Annotated in this window: 10 protein-coding genes and 1 pseudogene; 3 read left to right on the plus strand and 8 right to left on the minus strand. The window is 76.0% G+C overall.

Annotated features, from left to right (window positions below; all coding sequences use genetic code 11):
• Window positions 1-19 precede the first annotated feature (19 nt).
• Entirely contained in the window at window positions 20-1,339 is a 1,320-nt protein-coding gene (locus tag ACFZAU_RS19365; RefSeq protein WP_500553163.1) for an acyltransferase family protein, read from the minus strand.
• A 173-nt stretch (window positions 1,340-1,512) separates the two neighbouring features.
• Here ACFZAU_RS19365 and ACFZAU_RS19370 point away from each other — a divergent pair, with 173 nt between their 5' ends.
• Entirely contained in the window at window positions 1,513-2,517 is a 1,005-nt protein-coding gene (locus tag ACFZAU_RS19370) for a methyltransferase (RefSeq protein ID WP_500465777.1), read from the plus strand.
• Window positions 2,518-3,067: 550 nt separating this feature from the next.
• Here the strand turns inward: ACFZAU_RS19370 and ACFZAU_RS19375 are convergent.
• Window positions 3,068-5,900 (minus strand): annotated as a pseudogene (locus ACFZAU_RS19375) (poly(A) polymerase).
• Window position 5,901: 1 nt separating this feature from the next.
• Complete coding sequence (locus ACFZAU_RS19380) at window positions 5,902-7,635, minus strand: RNA ligase family protein (RefSeq protein WP_500553164.1); 1,734 nt, start codon at window positions 7,633-7,635, stop codon at window positions 5,902-5,904.
• Between the two features lie 240 nt (window positions 7,636-7,875).
• Between ACFZAU_RS19380 and ACFZAU_RS19385 the strand changes: the two genes are divergently transcribed.
• Window positions 7,876-8,877: a hypothetical protein gene (locus ACFZAU_RS19385; protein WP_500553165.1), complete on the plus strand. Its 1,002-nt coding sequence runs from the start codon at window positions 7,876-7,878 to the stop codon at window positions 8,875-8,877.
• A gap of 182 nt (window positions 8,878-9,059) precedes the next feature.
• Here ACFZAU_RS19385 and ACFZAU_RS19390 read toward each other — a convergent pair whose 3' ends face one another.
• The 3 genes from ACFZAU_RS19390 to cobF all read right to left on the minus strand — a co-directional run bounded on the left by ACFZAU_RS19390 (window position 9,060) and on the right by cobF (window position 11,898).
• Complete coding sequence (locus tag ACFZAU_RS19390) at window positions 9,060-9,611, minus strand: hypothetical protein (RefSeq protein ID WP_500553166.1); 552 nt, start codon at window positions 9,609-9,611, stop codon at window positions 9,060-9,062.
• A gap of 9 nt (window positions 9,612-9,620) precedes the next feature.
• The gene (locus ACFZAU_RS19395; RefSeq protein ID WP_500553167.1) at window positions 9,621-11,030 is read right to left on the minus strand and encodes an MFS transporter; all 1,410 of its coding nucleotides are present in this window, start codon (window positions 11,028-11,030) and stop codon (window positions 9,621-9,623) included.
• A gap of 100 nt (window positions 11,031-11,130) precedes the next feature.
• The gene (gene cobF, locus ACFZAU_RS19400) at window positions 11,131-11,898 is read right to left on the minus strand and encodes a precorrin-6A synthase (deacetylating) (RefSeq protein WP_500553168.1); all 768 of its coding nucleotides are present in this window, start codon (window positions 11,896-11,898) and stop codon (window positions 11,131-11,133) included.
• A gap of 448 nt (window positions 11,899-12,346) precedes the next feature.
• Between cobF and ACFZAU_RS19405 the strand changes: the two genes are divergently transcribed.
• Window positions 12,347-13,090, plus strand: coding sequence for a CAP domain-containing protein (locus ACFZAU_RS19405; protein ID WP_500553169.1), 744 nt, complete (start codon window positions 12,347-12,349; stop codon window positions 13,088-13,090).
• A gap of 74 nt (window positions 13,091-13,164) precedes the next feature.
• On the opposite strand, the gene ACFZAU_RS19410 is transcribed toward ACFZAU_RS19405, so the two are convergent.
• Both ACFZAU_RS19410 and ACFZAU_RS19415 read right to left on the minus strand, forming a co-directional pair.
• Window positions 13,165-14,451: a glycoside hydrolase family 18 protein gene (locus tag ACFZAU_RS19410; RefSeq protein WP_500553170.1), complete on the minus strand. Its 1,287-nt coding sequence runs from the start codon at window positions 14,449-14,451 to the stop codon at window positions 13,165-13,167.
• A gap of 133 nt (window positions 14,452-14,584) precedes the next feature.
• Window positions 14,585-17,575 (minus strand): glycoside hydrolase family 2 TIM barrel-domain containing protein, encoded by a 2,991-nt coding sequence (locus ACFZAU_RS19415; RefSeq protein ID WP_500553171.1) that lies wholly within the window; start codon window positions 17,573-17,575, stop codon window positions 14,585-14,587.
• Between the last annotated feature and the right edge of the window lie 336 nt (window positions 17,576-17,911).

The following is a 17,911-nucleotide window of genomic DNA, read 5'->3' on the forward strand; positions in this document are numbered from 1 at the left end:
CCGGGGGGCGGGGGCGGCGTCAGGCGGCCTCGCGCGCGGGCGCCGCCGGTTCGCCGTCCCGCGGACCGCGCGGCGCGGGGCGGTGGGGCAGCGTCACCAGCGCCGTTCCGAGGGCGAAGGCCAGCGCGGCCAGGGTGGGGAACCGGCCGTCGGGGGCGAGGCCGTGCACCGACCAGTGGGCGAGGGCGGCCGTGCTGCACGCGAGGCCCGCCCAGAGGAGGGCGGGGCGGTCGTGGCGCGCGCCGGGTGGTGGTGCCACGGCGGCGGACAGCCGGGCCAGCGCGCGTTCCAGCGGGCGCAGTACGGCCAGCACGCCCGCCATGAACACCGCGAGGACCAGCAGCCACGGCACGCGGAGCGCCCACCAGGCGGCGCCGCCGAAGGGGGCGTCGGGGGCGACACCGGCCAGGTAGAACACCGCCACGAGGAGCACGGGCAGCATGTGCCACAGGTAGAGCGTCATGCTCGCGCGGCCCAGGAAGTCGACGGCCCGGCCGACGTGTACGCCGCGCAGGGCCCGCCGGACGGCCGGCGCGGCCAGCAGGCACGCGCCCGCCTGGGCCACCACCCAGGCCAGCATGGCGGGCGACGGGGGGTCGGCGTTGCCGACGGTCTGTCCGGTGACCCGGATCAGGCTCACCGGGTACGGCCCGAGGGTGGTCAGCGCCGCGAAGGCCAGCACGCCGCCGGCCGCCATGGCGGCGGCGTGCCCGCGCGTCAACCGTCCGTCGCGCCAGCAGAACCCGAGCTGGTACGCCACGCCCCACACGAGTACGTAGTCGACCAGTCCGGCGGACGCCGGCGCGCCCGCCGTCACGAGCGAACCCACCATGACGGCGACCGCGCCCATCACCGCGGGCACCCGCAGCCCCCAGCGCCGGTGCGCCGCGTGCAGCACCGGGGTCAGGGCGCTGAGCAGCAGATAGACCGGCAGGAACCAGAACTGCATGGCCATCGCCCATCCCGCGAGCCCGAGCGTGGGCCGGTCCACACCGGCCGCCGAGCAGATCGCGACGGCGAGCAGCACCAGCCCGCAGTAGGCGGCCGCGGGCAGCAGCAGGCGCAGGGCCCGGCGGGCCACCCAGGGGGCCGCGGTGCCGCCCGCCGCCCGGGTGCGCGCCCAGGAACCGCCCGCGGCGTGGCCCCCGGCGAGGAAGAACAGCGGCATGATCTGGAAGCCCAGGGTCAGCCACTGCGTCCAGGGGACCTCCGCCAGGAGCTCGGGCGCCACCACGCCCCCGCCCGGCTCGCGGACGAGGGCGGTGATCAGCCAGTGGCCCAGCACGACCATGCAGATCGCGAGGGCCCGCAGGAAGTCGACGTACCGGTCTCGCTCCATGTCCGGTCATGGTGCCCGACCCCCGCGCACGGCGCCGCGGTTGGCGTCGGCCGCAACCGTTTCGTGGCCGCAGCGCAACCTGACCGGGGTAAATCGCTTGCGGGGCCTGTGTGTCGGGGCGAGGCTGACCGGTCGGCCGCCGTTCGGCCGGTCGCGAGGAGAGGGAGTCGCTGGTGACGGGCGAGGAGCAACGGGACGTGCCGCTGTGGCGGTTGGCGGACCTGGTGACGCCGATGGCGCTGCGCACGGCGGCGACCCTCAAGGTGGCGGACCGTCTGGCGGACGGTCCCCGTACGGCAACCGAGCTGGCGCAGGACACCGGCGCCGACTCGGGCGCGCTGGACCGGCTGCTGCGGCACCTGGCCGGTGCCGGGGTGGTCACCCGGGACGGCGGCGGGCGGTACGCGCTGACGGCGCGCGGCGAGGAGCTGCGGTCCGACCATCCGGGCGGGCTGCGGGAGTGGCTGGACACCGAGGGCGGCCTCGGCCGGGCCGAACTGGCCTTCGTGCAGCTGCCGCACAGCGTGCGCACGGGCACGGCCGCCTTCCCTCGGCAGTACGGCCGCGGGTTCTGGGAGGACCTGGCGGCGGACGGGGAGCGGACCCGCTCCTACGACCGGCAGATGGGGGTGGACGTCGCGGCGTGGGCGACCGCGCTGGTCCCGGCGTACGACTGGGGCGCGCTCGGCCACGTCGTCGACGTGGGCGGCGGCAACGGGACGCTGCTCGCGGCGCTGCTGACCGCCTTCCCCGAGCTGCGCGGCACCGTGCTGGACCAGCCCGCCACGGCCGACGCGGCCCGCGCGACGCTGGCGGCGGCCGGGCTCGGCGACCGCGGCGACGTGGTCGCGGGCAGCTTCTTCGAGACCCTGCCCAGGGGGGCCGGCGGTTACCTGCTCTGCGCGATCCTGCACGACTGGGACGACGACGCGGCACGGGCCGTCCTGCGCCGCTGCGCCGAGGCCGCCGGGGAGCACGGCCGGGTCCTCGTCGTGGAGAAGGTGGGCGCCGACCGGGAGTCGACCGTGACCGCGATGGACCTGCGCATGCTGGTGTACTTCGGCGGCCGGGAACGCGGGGTGGCCGCGCTGACCGCGCTCGGCGCGGACGCGGGCCTGCGCGTCTCGTCGGTCCGCACGGCGGGGGACATCGGCATCGTCGAGTTCACGGCCGCCTGAACCCCGCGACGACATCCGCCGGTTCCGCGCCCAGTGGGTCCCGGAGGGAACGCGAGGCCCTGGCCACGCACCCGGCCGCGGCACGGCGTCCGACCACCCCGGGCCCGCACGACCGGTCAAGAGCTCGGGCGGAGGCCGTCGTTCACCTGCCCGGCGGGGTCACGAAGACAACGCGCGGCCCACGCCACGCGCCCGACCGCAGCACAACGCACGACCGGCTCAAGAACACGGGCGGGAGCCGTCGTTCACCCGCCCGGCGGGGTCACGAAGACAACGCGCGGCCCACGCCACGCGCCCGACCGCGGCACAACGCAAAACCGCCCCAGGCCCACACGACCGACGCAACGACACGGGGCGGTGCCCGCGCCCGTCGCGCGCCGCCGACCGGCGCCGACGCCGTGTGGGAGCGGCTGGTGGCTCCGGTCGCCGGCGTCGGTGCCGGCGGCACCGCACGGCCCGCGCGGCGCCGAACAGCGCCCCGCACGCCGTGGCACGACGCGTCATGGTCAGATCGGCACCGGCAGCCGCAACGCCGCCGACCCGCGGTCCCTCACCGCAGCGTCGGCACCGCGCCGCCCTCCGCACGGGTGACCTCGACGCCGGGGAGGCCGCGGGTCCACGCCGCGGCGATCCGGGCGAGGCCGGCCGCGTCGGGCGGAACGGGGCCGAGGCCGACGGCGTAGTGGGCGGAACGGGGCGTGGTGCGGAACGGGCGGGGCCAGGCGTGGACGCCGCCGGTGCCGGCGTCCTCCAGCGCGGTGAGCAGCGCCCTGACCCGCCCCCGGACCCTGCCGAGGGTGTCCTCGAACTCCTCCTCCGTCGCCCCGTGCACGGCCAGCACCGCCCAGGCCGCGTGGCGGCGGTGCGGCGGCGGGCCGGCCGGAACGGACAGCGGGCCGGCTCCCGTACCGGCCGCGGACTCCAGCGACTCCCAGGCGCGGTAGAGCTCCTGGACGAGCAGGTCGCGGCCGTCCTGGCCGACCTGCGCGCTGCACAGCCGGACGGGCTCGGTGGGGGTGGCGATGGAGACCGCCGGGCCCGGTGCCACGGCGGCGCCCACCGGTTGACGCCAGTCCCAGGCGGCCCACGTCGCGAAGAAGTGCCGGAGCAGGTCGGTGCCGGCCGTGCCGGGGGCGTCGTGGACGGTGCGGGCGGCGAGCAGCGCCCAGGCCAGGCCGGGCAGGCCGCCGAAGGGCGCGGAGTCCAGGCCGCGTGCCCGGGCCCAGGCCTTCACCTCGCGGGCGAGACCCGCGAAGCGGCCGTGGTGCCCGGCGAGTTCGAGGACGGCGTCGGCGTCGCTGACGGCGCTCAGCGCGACGGCGGCGGCCTCCCCAGTTCGGCGCGGCGGTCCACGGCCTCGGCGGGGTCGAGGCCGCCGGTGGCGACGACGACCAGGTCGACGTCGAGGGCGCCGACGCGGAAGCGCAGTCCCGGCACGCGGGCTCCGGTCACCTCCCGCACGCGGGTGGCCTCCGGCAGCGCGGCCGTGACCCTGGCCCGGACCGCGCCCAGGTCGGCGCCGCCCGGCAGGGCCGCGACGAGGTCGAGGTCGGCGCCGGGGAGCGCGCAGCCCATGCGGCGGGAGCCGGCGAGGTGGACCACGCCGTCGTCCAGGGCGGCGGCCACGCGCCGCGCGGTCTCCTGGGCGTGCGGGAGGTCGTCCTCGCGCGTGACGGGATCCGCCTCGGCGGCGTCGGGCACCCAGCGCAGCTCCCCCGTGCCGAGGGCGACGGTGGCGCGGACCCGCATCGGTTCGTCCCCGCGCCGCGAGAGCAGGACGAGTTCGCCGACCTGTGCGGTCGCCCCGCTCAGCCGGGCCGCGCAGTCGGCCGCGACCCGCAGCGGGTCCCGGGTGCGGCCGAGCGACAGGTGCGGGGTGAAGCCCTCGGCGTGGCCCCGGCAGCGGGGGAAGCGGCGGGCGAGGGCGTGCCGGAGGGCCGTCCAGGAGGCGCCGTCGCCGGCCGCCGGGTCCAGCCAGACGGTGGCGTCCTCGCGGTGCCCGAAGGTGTGCACCCCGTCGAGGCGTGCGGTGAAGGGCGGTACGCCGGCCGCGGCCAGCGACAGCAGGGGTGCCGCGCGCTCGAACGCGGCCTCGGGCACGTAGCCGAAGAGCAGGTTGACGTGCGGCGGCCAGCGGTGGATCTGCGGGTCGTGGTCGCGGCGGACGGCCTGGAGGGCGGGCCACAGCTCGTCCGGCGGCAGCCAGGCGACGGCGGTGCGGGCGGTGGGCGGCAGGTCCAGGACGTCCTCGGTGTCGTCCTCGGTGCCGGCGGTGAGGGAGAGGGTGACCTCCACGCCGTAGTGGTCGGAGACGAACAGGCCGTCCTCAGTGGGGGTGTCGCCGTGCAGGACCGCGCCGGTGACGCGGGGCCCCCCGCACGCAGCAGGACCCGGTCGAGCCGGGAGGCACGGCCGCTGAGCGAGGAGACCGCGGCGAGCGGATTGCCGGCCGGGTCGAAGGTGGGGGTGCGGTCGTGCGGCCCGTGCGCCTCGGTCCAGGCGTCGCGCAGGCCGAGGGCGAGCGCGGGCCCGTCGCCTCCGTCGTTGAAGTCGCCGAGCAGCAGCAGGGCGCCCTCGACGCCGGCCAGTCCCTCGGCGAGCCGGGCGAGTTCGGCCTGCCTGCGGGCCGGGCCGTCGTCGGAGTGGTCGCTGCTGAGGTGGGTGGCCGCGACCACCAGCGGTCCGGCGGAGGTGTCGACGGTGATCGCGGCGACGGCCTTGTGCGGGCCGAGGGTGTGCCGGGCGGCCTCCCGTACGGGCAGCCGGCTGAGCAGCAGCACCCCGGCGTCGTCGGTGTCACGTCCGGCCGGGTCGGTGCCGAGGGTGTAGCGGGAGCGCACCCAGTCGGCCCGCAGCAGCATGTCCAGCAGCGCGGACTCGACCTCCTGGAGGGCGATGACGTCGGCGTCCGCCTCCTCGAGCGCGCGCAGCAGCAGGGGGCGGCGGCGGACGGTGTCGATGCGGTGGCTGTCGTACCGGTCCCACAGGGTGTTCCAGGTCAGGACGCGCAGCCGGCCGCCGTCCGCCGTCCCGACGTGCCCGGGGGACGGCCGCCCGGCGGGGCGCCAGGTCCGGCCGCCGTCGTCCCAGGCGTGCGGGACGCGGGCCGTGAAGAACGGCGGGCGCAGCAGGCGCGGGTCGCCGACGCGTCCGGCGTCGGTGGCGTCGATGCGGTCGGTGCCGGTGGCCCGGTCCCAGACGCGTTCGCCGTCCGCCTCGACGAACAGCACGCGGTGCCAGGGGATGTCGCCGCCCGGCACGAACGCGGGCAGCGGGATGCGCGCGGGCGGGGCGCCGCGCTGGTGCACGCCGATCACGAACCGCGCCGGGTCGAACCGGGCGTCCCAGCGCACGCGGTGGTAGATCTCCTCGCTGGTGCGCATGTCACGCCTCCTGTCCGGTCGCGGCGCCGCCGAGCGAGCCGTCGGTGTCCTCGACGGTGCCGCCCGCGCCGACGTACCAGGTGCGGTGGGCCTCGCCGGGGTAGGGCGGGGTGAACCGGCGGGCCTGCGCGGTCAGTACGGCCGGCGGCACCGGGTGGGCGCGGCCGGCGTTGCGGCGGGCCAGTTCCTCCTCGTCGACGGGGGTCACCACGTGCGTGACCAGGGCGTCGCGGCGGCGGGCCACCGCGTGCACCAGGGAGCGCTGGTGCGGGTTGAGGGACGTCGCGTCCCACACCACCGTCGCACGCCCGGCCAGGGCGGTGTCGAGCCGGCGCAGGCCCTCGCGCAGGACGTCGGCGTTGGCCCGCTGGTCGGCTCGGGAGCCGCGGGCGAGCCGCAGGTCGTCGAGGGCGATGCGGACGGTGCCGCCGGGCAGCGTGCCGGCGAAGGTGCTCTTGCCGCTGCCCGCGGGTCCCGTCAGGTGGATCAGGCGGGGGAACTCCGCGGAGCGCCACCGCCAGGTGGCGGCCACGGCCTCCTCCGGGCCGGCGATCCGCCCGGCGGCGTACGCGGCGCGTGCCTCGGCCCAGCAGCGGTCGGCGGCCTCGGTGTCCAGCCCGGCGAGGGCCTCACGCAGCCCGTGGCGCAGCGGGCGCAGCGGGTCGGGGCCGAGCAGGCCGGCCTCCTCGGCGTGCAGCGCCGACCATTCGGCCTGCTCGCGGGCCTCGGCGTCGGGCGCCGTGGCCGCCGCCACGGCGTGCAGGACACCCAGGTCGGCGGCGAGCGCCAGGCGGGCGAGGCCGGCCGCGCGGTCCTCGTCGGGGTACGGACGGTGCAGCGCGGGGCGGAGTCCGGCCAGGTCGGCCACGCGCCGGGCCTGCGGCATGCCGAGCGGCCCGGCCAGGCGGGCCGCGAGGCGGACGCGCGGGGTGGCGTGCAGCAGGGCGGCCAGCACCCCGCTCAGCCGGGCGTCGCCGGTGCGGCCGAGGGCGTCGAGGCGGCCGCAGACGTCCGCGGCGCGGTCGGCGGCCCCGGAGCCGGTGACGGCGACGCCCACGGCCGCGGAGAGCGCGTCCGCGTCGGGGGCCGCCCCGGAGCGCACCGCCCACAGCGGGGCGGCGGGGCCGAGCCCGTTCTCGACGACGGCGGCGTGCATCCAGTGGGTGCCGGTCGTCACGTGGCCGGCGCGCACCCACTTGGCGACGTGACGGCCGAACTCCCCGTACCGGAAGCCGTCGACGGTGCGGACGACGTAGCCCTCGCGGCGTGCGGTGTCCAGCCGCAGTGCGCGCAGCGCGGCCTCGTCGTAGGTGCCGCGCCACAGCACGGGCGGCACCGGGATGCCGAGCCGCCGCAGGAAGCGCACCGTGCGGTCCCAGTCCAGGCACCGGTCGCCGTCCCAGACGGAGAAGCCGTAGAACCAGCTGTCCAGGTCCTCGTAGGGGACGGAGTGGCGGGCGTGCAGGTTCTCCCCGCACACCCGGAGTCCGGCAGGGAGGAAGGGGCCGATCCCTCCCTGGAGCGCCTTGACCCAGGCGCGGGAGGGATGGTGGCTTGAGTCGAGCGACCTGGCGTGGGTGCCGTCCCGGTAGAGCGTGGTGTTCTCGCCGTCGAGCTTCTCGGTGACGACGACCTCGCGGCCCCGCAGCGCTCCGGGGTCCCCGGCGCGCAGGTCGTCCGCCGAGGCCCCGGGCGACCAGGGCAGGTGCGGTGTGCGTGGATAGTGCGTGCGCATGGTGCCGGTTTCCCCCGTGACGTACTGGTGCGGGCTCACTGTAGGAGCGCGGGAATCCGCGGGCCACCGCTTAACCGGGCGCGCCACCGGGGTACGGGAAGTCCCGTGGGACGGACGGTCGGTGTGCGCGTGCCGGCTCCGCGGGCCGGGCGCGGCAGCGGACGGCCGCCGTCGCGGCGCGCGTCGGGAGCGACCGCAAAATGCGTGGTGGCGGCGGGGGACGGAGGCGATGATGGGCGCGTGACGTTCCTGGAGGTCGCCTGCGACGAGTCGGGCTCCGACGGCGAGAACCTGATCGGCGGGAACACGGATGTCTTCGCCCACGCGGGTGTGTGCGTCGCGGGTGACGCCTGCGCCGGGGCGCTGCGGGAGATACGGGAGCGGATCAGGTCGCCCGCCGAGGAGTACAAGGCCAACCACCTGCTGCGGGAGAAGCACCGCGCGGTACTGGAGTGGCTGCTCGGACCCGCGGGCCCCCTGCACGGTCACGCCTCCGTGCATCTCGTCGACAAGGCGTACTTCGTGCTCGTGGCGGTCCTCGACGTGCTGGCCGGGGGACCGGCCGCGGCGGCCACGGCGCCGGTGCTGTACCGCGAAGGGCGGGGCACCGTGGACCCGTTGACGTGGCAGGCGTTCCTCCGCGCCGGCAACGACCTGGTGCGCAGGAGGAACCACGAGGAGGGGGAGGCGCCCGTCGACGCCTTCTACCGGGCACTGGAGGCGTTGCGTCCGGCACCCGGCGGGGACGGCGGTCCGTCCGGGGTCCTCGCGGTGCTGCGGCGGGCGAGGCCCCGGGCGGAGGCGTTCCGGGCCCGGCTGTCGGCGGAGCCGGGGGCGGCCGAGCCGTTGGATCCGCTGTTTCCCGCGCTGGAGCACACGGTGGCGCGTTGGGGCGAGGGCGGAGCGCCGGTGCACGTCGTCCACGACCGGCAGAACACGCTCACCGAGGAACGGATCGCGCGGCTCGGGGCGTCGCTGCCCCCCGGCCGCCGTCTGGCGGGGCTGCGGTTGGCCGAGTCGCGCCATGACCCGCGGATCCAGCTCGCCGACTTCCTCGCGGGGGTCGCGCGGAAACTGGCCTCGGACGAACTCGCGGGCCGCGGGGACCCGGTGCTGACCGGACTGCTGCGCCCCTACGTGGATCCGCTCTCGGTGTGGGGCGACGACCGGAGCTGGTCACGGCTGGGGCCCCAGCCGACCGCGGCACGGCCCGGCCGACGCCGTCCCGGCCGGTACGGCTGAGCTCATCGCAGGGTGTGCGGGCACGACCCCGCCCGGGCCTGCGGTATCGCCCTCCCCCGGAGGGCTCTCCGGGGGAGGGCGGAGCCCGACGACGTTCCGGAAGCGGTCGTCGGCGCACACGGTCTCGTGGCGGGGTTCCGGCCCCCTCGCGGGCGCGCCCCGCGCCCCGCGGGGAGCCGCCGTCAGCACTGCCAGAGGAAGGCGGCCTCGCCGCAGGGCCGGCAGCTGAAGACGTAACCGCGGCCCCCGCCGCCGAAGTTCGCCGAGGTCGCGTGGTCGGTCCCCTCCTCGAGTTGCGCCGTGAACGTCATGGTCGCGGTGCAGGAGGGACAGTGCGGGGTTTCGTCACACTGGATCCAGCCCGGCTCGCCGCCCAGCCGCCCGAGCGCCCGCTCCTGGACACCACCGCCGGCCGGGACGGGGCGCAGCGCGGTGACCGCCCCGAGGAGCGTCTCGCCCTCCACCGGGACGGCGGCCGGGGTCAGCGCCCCGGTGAACAGGTAGGCACGGTTGCCGCCGGCCCGTGGGTCCCAGTCCTCGCACATGCCCGGGTCGTTCTGGCAGAGGAAGACCGCGACGGCACCGTCCCCGGCGGGCAGGTACGCGAGGAACTGCAGCGCCCCGTCACAGGTCCGGCACAGCGGCCACGGGAAGCCCTCCGGCACCAGCGGGACTCCGCCGGTGCGCAGGACGGGCGCGTCGGGGGCGGTCGCGCCGCCGTCGATCAGGTGCACCGGGAGAGCCTAGGGGCTCCGGGGGACGCAGCGCAGGGCGAGGGCGGCGGCGGTCAGGTAGGCGAGGGCGCCGGCGGCCATGGCGAGGCGCAGGCCCGTGGCGTAGTCGGCGGCGGTGGCCAGGAGGGTGCCGCCGAGCGCCACGCCCGCGGCGCTGCCGATCTGCCGGGCGGTGTTGAAGAGGGCGGAGGCGGTGCCCGAGTACCCGGGGGGCACCGCCGCCATCACGGTGGTGGTCGTGCCGGTGAGCGCGAAGGAGGTGCCGAAGCCCGCGGCCATCATGGGGGCGATCAGCAGCGGGTAGGCGGGGTCGTTGCCCGCGGCGGCCCAGCCGGCCAGTCCGAGGGCACCCAGCAGCATGCCGGTGACGACCAGCGGGCGGTCCCCGGTCCTGCGGGCCAGCCGTCCGGACAGGACGGAGGCGAACATGGTCGTCGCCACGGCCGGGAAGAGGGCGAGGCCGGTGCCGAGGGCGCTGTAGCCGCGCTGGTGCTGGAAGGCGAGGCTGGCGGTGAACACCATGCCGTAGAAGGCGAAGTTGAACAGGAGCCCGATCAGCGATCCGCCGCCGACCGCCGTGGAGCGCAGCATCCGCGGCGGGATCGCGGGTGCGCGGGCCAGCCGCTCGCGCAGGCCGAACGCCGCGACGGCGAGGAGGGCCAGACCGGCGCCGGCGAGGACCGCCGGATCGGACCAGCCGCGCCGTCCGGCCTCGTTGAGCACGGCGGTCAGCAGGGCGACCGCCGCGACGACCGCGACTTGCGCGGGCCAGTCCAGGGCCCGGTCGGCGCGGCGGGGCGAGGGCGCCACGTGCCGCAGGGTCAGCGCCAGGCACGCGGCGCCGACGGGCAGGTTGACGAGGAAGACCCACCGCCAGCCCACCGTGGACACGAGCAGCCCGCCGAGCAGTGGGCCCGCGGACGCCGCGATGCCGGCCATCGCGCCCCACAGCCCGACGGCCCGCGACCGCGCGGCGGGAGCCGGGTAGGCCTGCTGGAGCAGCGCCAGGGAGCCGGGCACGATCAGCGCCGCGCCGAGCCCCTCGGCCAGCCGCGCGACGACCAGGGCGGGGGCGTCCGGCGCGAGCGCGCACGCGGCGGAGGACGCGGTGAACACGGTCACACCGGCGCAGAAGACCCGGCGGTTGCCGAGCCGGTCGCCGAGCGCGCCGCCGGTGAGCAGCAGTCCTGCGAACACCATGGTGTAGCCGTCGGTGATCCACTGGATCCCGGTGAGGGAGGCGTGCAGTTCGCGGCCCACCACGGGCACGGCGACGTTGATGACGGTGACGTCCAGGATGACCATGAAGTAGCCGGCGCACACCGCGAGCAGCGGCGCCCGTGACCAGGGCCGGGTGCCTGGGGCCGGCACGGCGGCGGGCGCGGGCCCGTCGCCACCGGCGGCCTCCGCGAAGGGCACGTCCTCGACCTCATCCCGTACGCAGGGGTTCCGTACCGGATGTCACAGTAAGGGGTGGAAGGTCCGCTTCACGGGACCGGCCGGGCGGGCCGTGCGTGCTTCAGTCCGCCCCGTCGGGACGGCGGCGCAGCAGGTAGGTGTCCATGATCCAGCCCTTGCGCTCCCGGGCCTCGGCGCGGGCGCTGAGAATGCGCTGCGCGGTCTCGGCGAGCGGGCCGGAGATGAGGATCTCGTCCTCGGTGCCGAGGTAGGCGCCGTAGTGGATGTCCAGGCCCTCGGGGTCGATCCCGGCGAAGGCCGCGCGGCCGTCGAGCATGACCACCACGTCGTCGGCGTCCCCGGGGAACCCCTCGGCGAGGCGGCGGCCGGTGGTGATCTGCAGGGGGCGGCCGACCCGGGTGAGGGTGAGGCGGTGGCGGGCTGCGAGGGCGGCGACGCTGCTGATGCCGGGGACGACCTCATGGGTGAAGGCGCCGGGCCGCCGGGCGAGGACCTCGTCGACGACGGCGATCACGCTGTCGTAGAGGGAGGGGTCGCCCCAGACCAGGAAGGCGCCCGTCTCACCGGGGCCGAGGTGGGCGTCGAGGAGGTCCGCCACCAGGTCGGCGCGGCGGCGGCGCCAGTCCTCGACGGCTTCGGCGTAGCCGGGTGCGGTGCGGTCGCGCTCGGCGTCGGGCACCTCGACGATGCGGTGGCCGGGGCGGGCGTGCTCGTCGAGCATCCGCCGGCGCAGGCGGATCAGGTCCTGGCGCTCCTCCGGTTTCCCGAGGACGAGGAAGACGTCCGTACGGCCGATCGCCTTGACCGCCTGAAGGGTGAGGTGTTCGGGATCGCCCGCGCCGATGCCGATGACGAGGATGTGTCGCATGCGGTGATTGTGCCCTGCGGTACGGCTGTGACGGCCACCGCGGCAACTGTTCCCGGGAGGTCCTGTGATGTCCCTCACGCCGGATGGGGTGATTACGGTGCGACTTAGTAGCCGGCGCTCTCTCGGCATATAAGCTCTATCCGGAACGGAATGGGACATTATTCGCACAGGGGGGCGACGGTATCCGATCCGTACGGCGTCATGGGCTGCTCCCGGGGCGGGGAATACGAACTGAGGGCCCATCAGGTCTCATCCGGACGACGGCTGCGGCGGCGCGGCACGCCCACGCGCCCTGCGCAAGAACCGTCGTGGCTACGAGTCCGCGTAGTACCGATCTTCCATTGCCCGATGTTCGGGACGGTCCACACAATGGCCGGGCCCGCCAGCCGTCACGGCAGCTCAGGCGGGTTGTGAACACGCACGCCGAACCCTCGAGTGAGGTCACGCAATGACGAAGCACCGCCGGACGATGCCCTTCCGGAAGATCACCGTCGCCGCCCTCGCCGTCGCCGCCGTGGGTGTGCCCTCGGTGGCCATGGCCTGCGTCGGCGGCCAGCAGGGGCCGCGCCAGGACGGGTCCCAGGCCCAGGGCCGCTGGAACCACGGCTCGTGGGGCGGGTCCTGGAACGGGGCCGCCGACGGCTCCGCCGGCCAGACCGCGGGCGGGACCTGGACCAAGGGCGGCCCGTGGAGCGGGAAGCCGTCCTCGGCTCCCGCCGCCCCCTCGGCGCCCTCTTCTGCCCCCTCCTCCGCACCGTCGTCGGCGCCCTCCTCCGCACCGGGCGCTCCTGCCGCGGGTTCGGGCGCCACGCTGACGGGAGCCTCGGCCACCGTGCTCGGCCTGGTGAACCAGGAGCGCGCCAAGGCCGGCTGCACGGCCCTGAAGGTGAACGCCAAGCTGAACGAGGCCGCGCAGGACCACAGCAAGGACATGGCCTCGCACCAGAACATGTCGCACACCGGCTCCGACGGCTCGTCACCCGCCGACCGCATCTCCTCGACGGGCTACAACTGGAGCAGCTACGGCGAGAACGTGGCCTACGGCTACGCCTCCGCTTCCAGCGTGATGAGCGCCTGGATGGCCAGCCCGGGCCACAAGCGGAACATACTGGACTGTTCCTTCAAGGAGATAGGGATCGCGCTGGCGCAGCCCGGCAACTACTGGACGCAGGACTTCGGCGCCGCGCGCTGAAGCGGTACGCCGGGAGGCCCGGCCGCCCCCGTGGCGGCCGGGCCTCCCGGCGTACGTGCGGCCGGCGGCCTCGGTCAGCGCAGGCCGCGGCCGAGCGCGTTGATCAGCTCGCCGTCGGCGGTGTCCCCGCTCAGCTCCCAGAAGAAGGCGCCGCCGAGGCCCTGGGACTTCGCCCAGGCCGCCTTGCCGCTAAGCGTGAGCGGGGTGTCGTAGCTCCACCACTCGTCGCCGCAGCGGGCGTAGGCCGTGCCGGCGACCACGTGCGTGGCCGGGCAGCGGGTCTTGAGCACCTTGTAGTCCTCGCTGCCCGCCTCCCAGGTGCCGGGAGCGGGTCCGGTGGCGTCGCCGCCGGGCGCCGTCCGCGTCACCCCGGTCCAGCCGCGGCCGTAGAAGCCGAGGCCGAGCAGGAGCTTGCGGGCCGGGATGCCGAGGCCGCGCAGCTTGTGGAGGGTCGCCGCCGCGTTGGCGTCCTTCGCCGGGATGCCGCGGTAGGAGGTGAGCGGCGAGTGGGGGGCCGTCGGGCCGGTGGCGGCCCAGGTGCCGAAGTAGTCGTAGGTCATGGGGTTGTACCAGTCGACGTACTTCGCGGCGCCCGCGTAGTCGGCGGCGTCGATCCTGCCCCCGTCCGAGGCGTCGGCGGTGATGGCGGCGGTGACGAGGTTCTTCTTGCCGAAGCGGTGGCGTACCGCCGACATCAGGTCCTTGTACGCGCCCGGGCCGCTGGTGTCACAGGACATGCCGCAGGCGTTGGGGTACTCCCAGTCGATGTCGATGCCGTCGAAGACGTCGGCCCAGCGCGGGTCCTCGACGAGGTCGTAGCAGGAGTCCGCGAAGGCCTCCGGGTCGGCGGCGGCCTGGGTGAAGCCGGGCGACCAGGTCCAGCCCCCGAAGCTCCAGAGCACCTTGATGTGCGGGTACTTCTTCTTCAGCTTGCGCAGCTGGTTGAAGTTGCCGTGCAGCGCGCCTTCCGCGGTGCTGTCGGCGACGCCGTCGACGCTGCCGGCCGCGTCGTAGGGCTTCTGGTAGTCCGCCCACTCGTCGCCGACGGCGCACTTGCCGTCCGTGACGTTGCCGAACGCGTAGTTGATGTGGGTGAGCCGGGAGGCCGCGCCCGAGGTGACGATGTTCTTGACGTGGTAGTTGCGGTCGTAGACGCCCCAGTCGATGAAGTAGCCGACGACCTTCGACGTCGCCCCCTGGCCGTGCGGGGAGTGCGGGGCGTGATGGCCGTGGGACGCCGCCGTGGGCAACGGCTGGGCCGCGGCGGGGCCGGTGACGAGGCTCGCGGTGAGCAGCGCCGTGCCGGCGGCGACGAGGCCGGTCAGGGCTCTGCGGAACCGTGGTCCGTGCTGTCCGGGCATGGAGTCACCTCTGGTGAGGAAGCGGTCGTGAGCGCGCGTGGGTGCGGGGACACCCTAGAAGGACTAGACCAATGAGGTCAATGGTCTGCACCAATGCGGAAGTCCCCGCTCCTCAGCTCCCGGTGAGCGCCCGTCAGATCGGCATCAGCGTCCAGGACCAGCGGTGGGTGCCCGGACCGACCCGGTACGCCGGCAGGGTGTCGGGCCCGCAGGAGGCGGTGCCGACCCCGCGGTGGGCGGCGTCCACGTGGACCACGCACGTGGCGCGCGGCACGAGTTCGTCGTGGTGCGCGGCCGCCGTGAGCTCCGCGGCGCGGTAGCGGGTGACGCTCACCTGGCGCGGGGCGTCCAGGTGGACGGCGATCCCCGCCGCGGCCGCCACCCCGGTGAGGCCGAAGCGCCGCACGCCGTGCCGCCCACCGCTCTCCTGCGGTCGCAGGTACGGCGTGAACAGGGCGTCCACGTCCGCCCGGTGGAGCCCGGTGGTCGCGCCCGCGCACCGGTCGGGGTAGGTCTCGCCCGGCCCCCGGCCGAACCATTCCAGGGTGTCCAGACCCGCCGCGGTCTCGAAGACGGTGCCGACCCGCGGCACGTCGGTCAGCGCCTCCGGCAGCACGGCGGTCTCGTCGACGAGCAGCCCGCCGTTCAGCAGCGGCGTCAGGACCTGCTCGTGACCGACGGTGCCCGCGCCGTCCGTGGCGTACTCCGAGCGCACCACCACGCTCGCGCCCTCCCTTCCCACCGACACCAGCGTGCGTCGCGGTGCGTGCAGGCCCCAGGCGCGCCAGCGGGCGGCGATGCCGCCCCACTCGTCGTTGTCGGTGGGCGCCCGCCACAACGTCAGCACGGGCGGCGCGGTGAGCAACGGGTGCCGGAGCAGCCCGGCTTCGTCGAGTTCCACCACCCCGCCCGGCGCGAGCACGGCGCCCGCCCGCGTGAGCAGGTCCCGGTGGTCCTCGTCGAGCACCACCTGCGGGGCGCACACCAGCGTGCCGCGCGGCGCCCAGGGCAGGTCCTCGGCCGTCGTGACCCGCAGGGTCAGGTGCGAGTCGCCGTGCGGCAGCAGGCTGGTGGGCAGCGGCACCACCGCGCTCTCCCCCGGCGCGAGGTCCGGCAGCCGGACGGGGGCGGTGCCGGAGTCACCGATGTGCCACCGCGCGCTCAGCCACGCGAGGCCCGTGAAGTGCTGCCGGTTGGTGATCCGCGCCCCGCGGTGGTCGGGGGTGAGCTCCAGCCGCAGCGGGGCGGCGATCTCACGGTGCTCGGCCATCGCGGGCTTGGGCGTCCGGTCGGGCAGGACGAGGCCGTCGGCGCAGAAGGCGCCGTCGTTCGGCGTGTCCCCGAAGTCGCCGCCGTACGCCCAGCGGTAGCCCGGCGCGGCGATGCCGTCCGCGTACGCGCCGGCGGGCGCGTCGGGCCCGGCCGGGAGACCGGCCCGCTCCCCGGTGAGCCGCTGGAGGATGCCGTGGTCCCTGAACTCCCAGACGAAGCCGCCCTGCAGGCCCGGGGTGGACTCGATGGCCCGCCAGTAGTCGGCCAGGGAGCCGTTGCTGTTGCCCATGGCGTGCGAGTACTCGCACAGGATGAGCGGCCTGGAGTACGGGCCGGCCGTGATCTCCTCGATGGAGGCGTACATCGGGCAGATGATGTCGCTCGCGGACTGCTCCCGCTCCCAGTCGTCCTTGATCGCGCCCTCGTACTGCACGGGCCGGGTCGGGTCGGTGCGCCGCAGCCAGCCGGCGGCGGCGTCGTGGTTGGCGCCGTGGTCGCTCTCGTTGCCCAGCGACCAGACGACCACGCTGGGGTGGTTGCGGTCCCGCAGCACCATCCGGGCCACCCGGTCGGTGAACGCCCCCAGGTAGCGGGGGTCGTCGGCCAGCTCGTGGGCGTGGTCGTGGGTCTCGATGTCGGCCTCGTCCACGACGTACAGGCCGAGTTCGTCGGCGAGCGGGAGCAGCGCCGGGTCGGGCGGATAGTGCGCGGTGCGCACCGCGTTGAAACCGTACCGCTTGAGCAGGCACAGGTCGGCCCGCATCTCCTCGGCGTCGACCACACGCCCGGTCAGCGGGTGGAAGTCGTGCCGGTTGACGCCGCGGAAGTAGACCCGGACGCCGTTGACCAGCAGGTCGGCCCCGGAGATCGCCACGCTGCGGAAGCCGATGCGGTGGCGCGACTCGTCGGCCACGCTGCCGTCCGCCCGGTGCAGCCGCACGGTCAGGTCGTACAGGTGCGGGGTCTCGGCGCTCCAGGGGCGCACACCGGGCACGGTGGCCCGGATGCGGGCCTCGCCGAGGAAGTCCGAGACGCGCTCGCTCGCGACGTTGCCCCGCGCGAAGGCCTCGTCGGCGGGGAGCCGCAGGATGCCGTCCGGGGTGCACAGCAGTCCGGAGACGCTCCACCCCGCCGGGAGCGCGCCCGCCCCGCTGCGGACCTTGACCGCGACGTCGAGGGTGCCGCCGGGCACGGCGGTGATCCCCACGTCCGCCAGGTGGAGGGGGTCGGTGGCGTAGAGGTGGACGGAGCGGGTGATGCCGCCGTGCCACCACTGGTCCTGGTCCTCCAGGAAGGTCGCGTCGGACCATTTGACGACGGTCAGGCGCACGGTGTTGCGCTCCCCCGGGCGCACCGCGTGCGTGACGTCGAACTCCGAGGCGAGGCGGGAGTCCTTGCCCACCCCGACGGCGGTGCCGTTGACGTGCGCGATCAGCACGCTCTCGGCGGCCCCGACGTGGAGCACCACCCGCCGCCCCGCCCAGTCCGCGGGCACCTCGGCCTCCCGCTCGTACACCCCGGTCGGGTTGCGTCCGGCCGGCGGTGAGGGCGGCAGGTCGGGGAACGGCATCGTCACGTTGGTGTAGTGCGGCAGGTCCCGCACACCGTGCACGTCGTCGAAGTCCTGGACGGTCCAGCAGCCGGGCACGTCCGTCTCCGCCCAGCGGTCGGCGAGCGGGGTGCGCGGGGTGGGCAGCAACTGGAAGCGCCAGCGTCCGTCCAGCGGTACGCGCGGGGCGTCGGGGCGGACGACCGCGTGCATGGGCAGCCGGCGCCACCCGGTCAGCTCGGGGGCGTCCCAGGGGTCGATCGGAACGGCGGGCTCTGCTGCGGCGGGACGGCTGTCCTGCATGGGGGTTCCCTCCCGGGAGCGGTCGGTTCGCGGTGGGGGCGCGGTGACGGCGGGCCCGTGGGGACGAGGACCGGGGCGGCGTCGCCGGGGATGACCCGGCGGCCGCGGGTCGGGGCCCGCGGTGCGGCGCGATCGGCGCCGGGGAGGACAAGGGTCCGCTGCGACGGCACGGGGTGGCGGCCGGGCGGCGCGTCGTCGGGGGGGGGGGGGGGGGGGGCCCCCCCCCCCCCCCCCCCCCCCGGGGGGGGGCGGGGGGGGGCCCCCCCCCCGCGGGGGGGGGGGGCCCCCCCCGCGGGGGGGGGGGGCGGGGGGTTATTGTAAGGCCCCCCGGCCCCC

Origin of the sequence: Streptomyces sp. NPDC008238 (assembly GCF_042956445.1) — a bacterium.
Classification (GTDB): domain Bacteria; phylum Actinomycetota; class Actinomycetes; order Streptomycetales; family Streptomycetaceae; genus Actinacidiphila.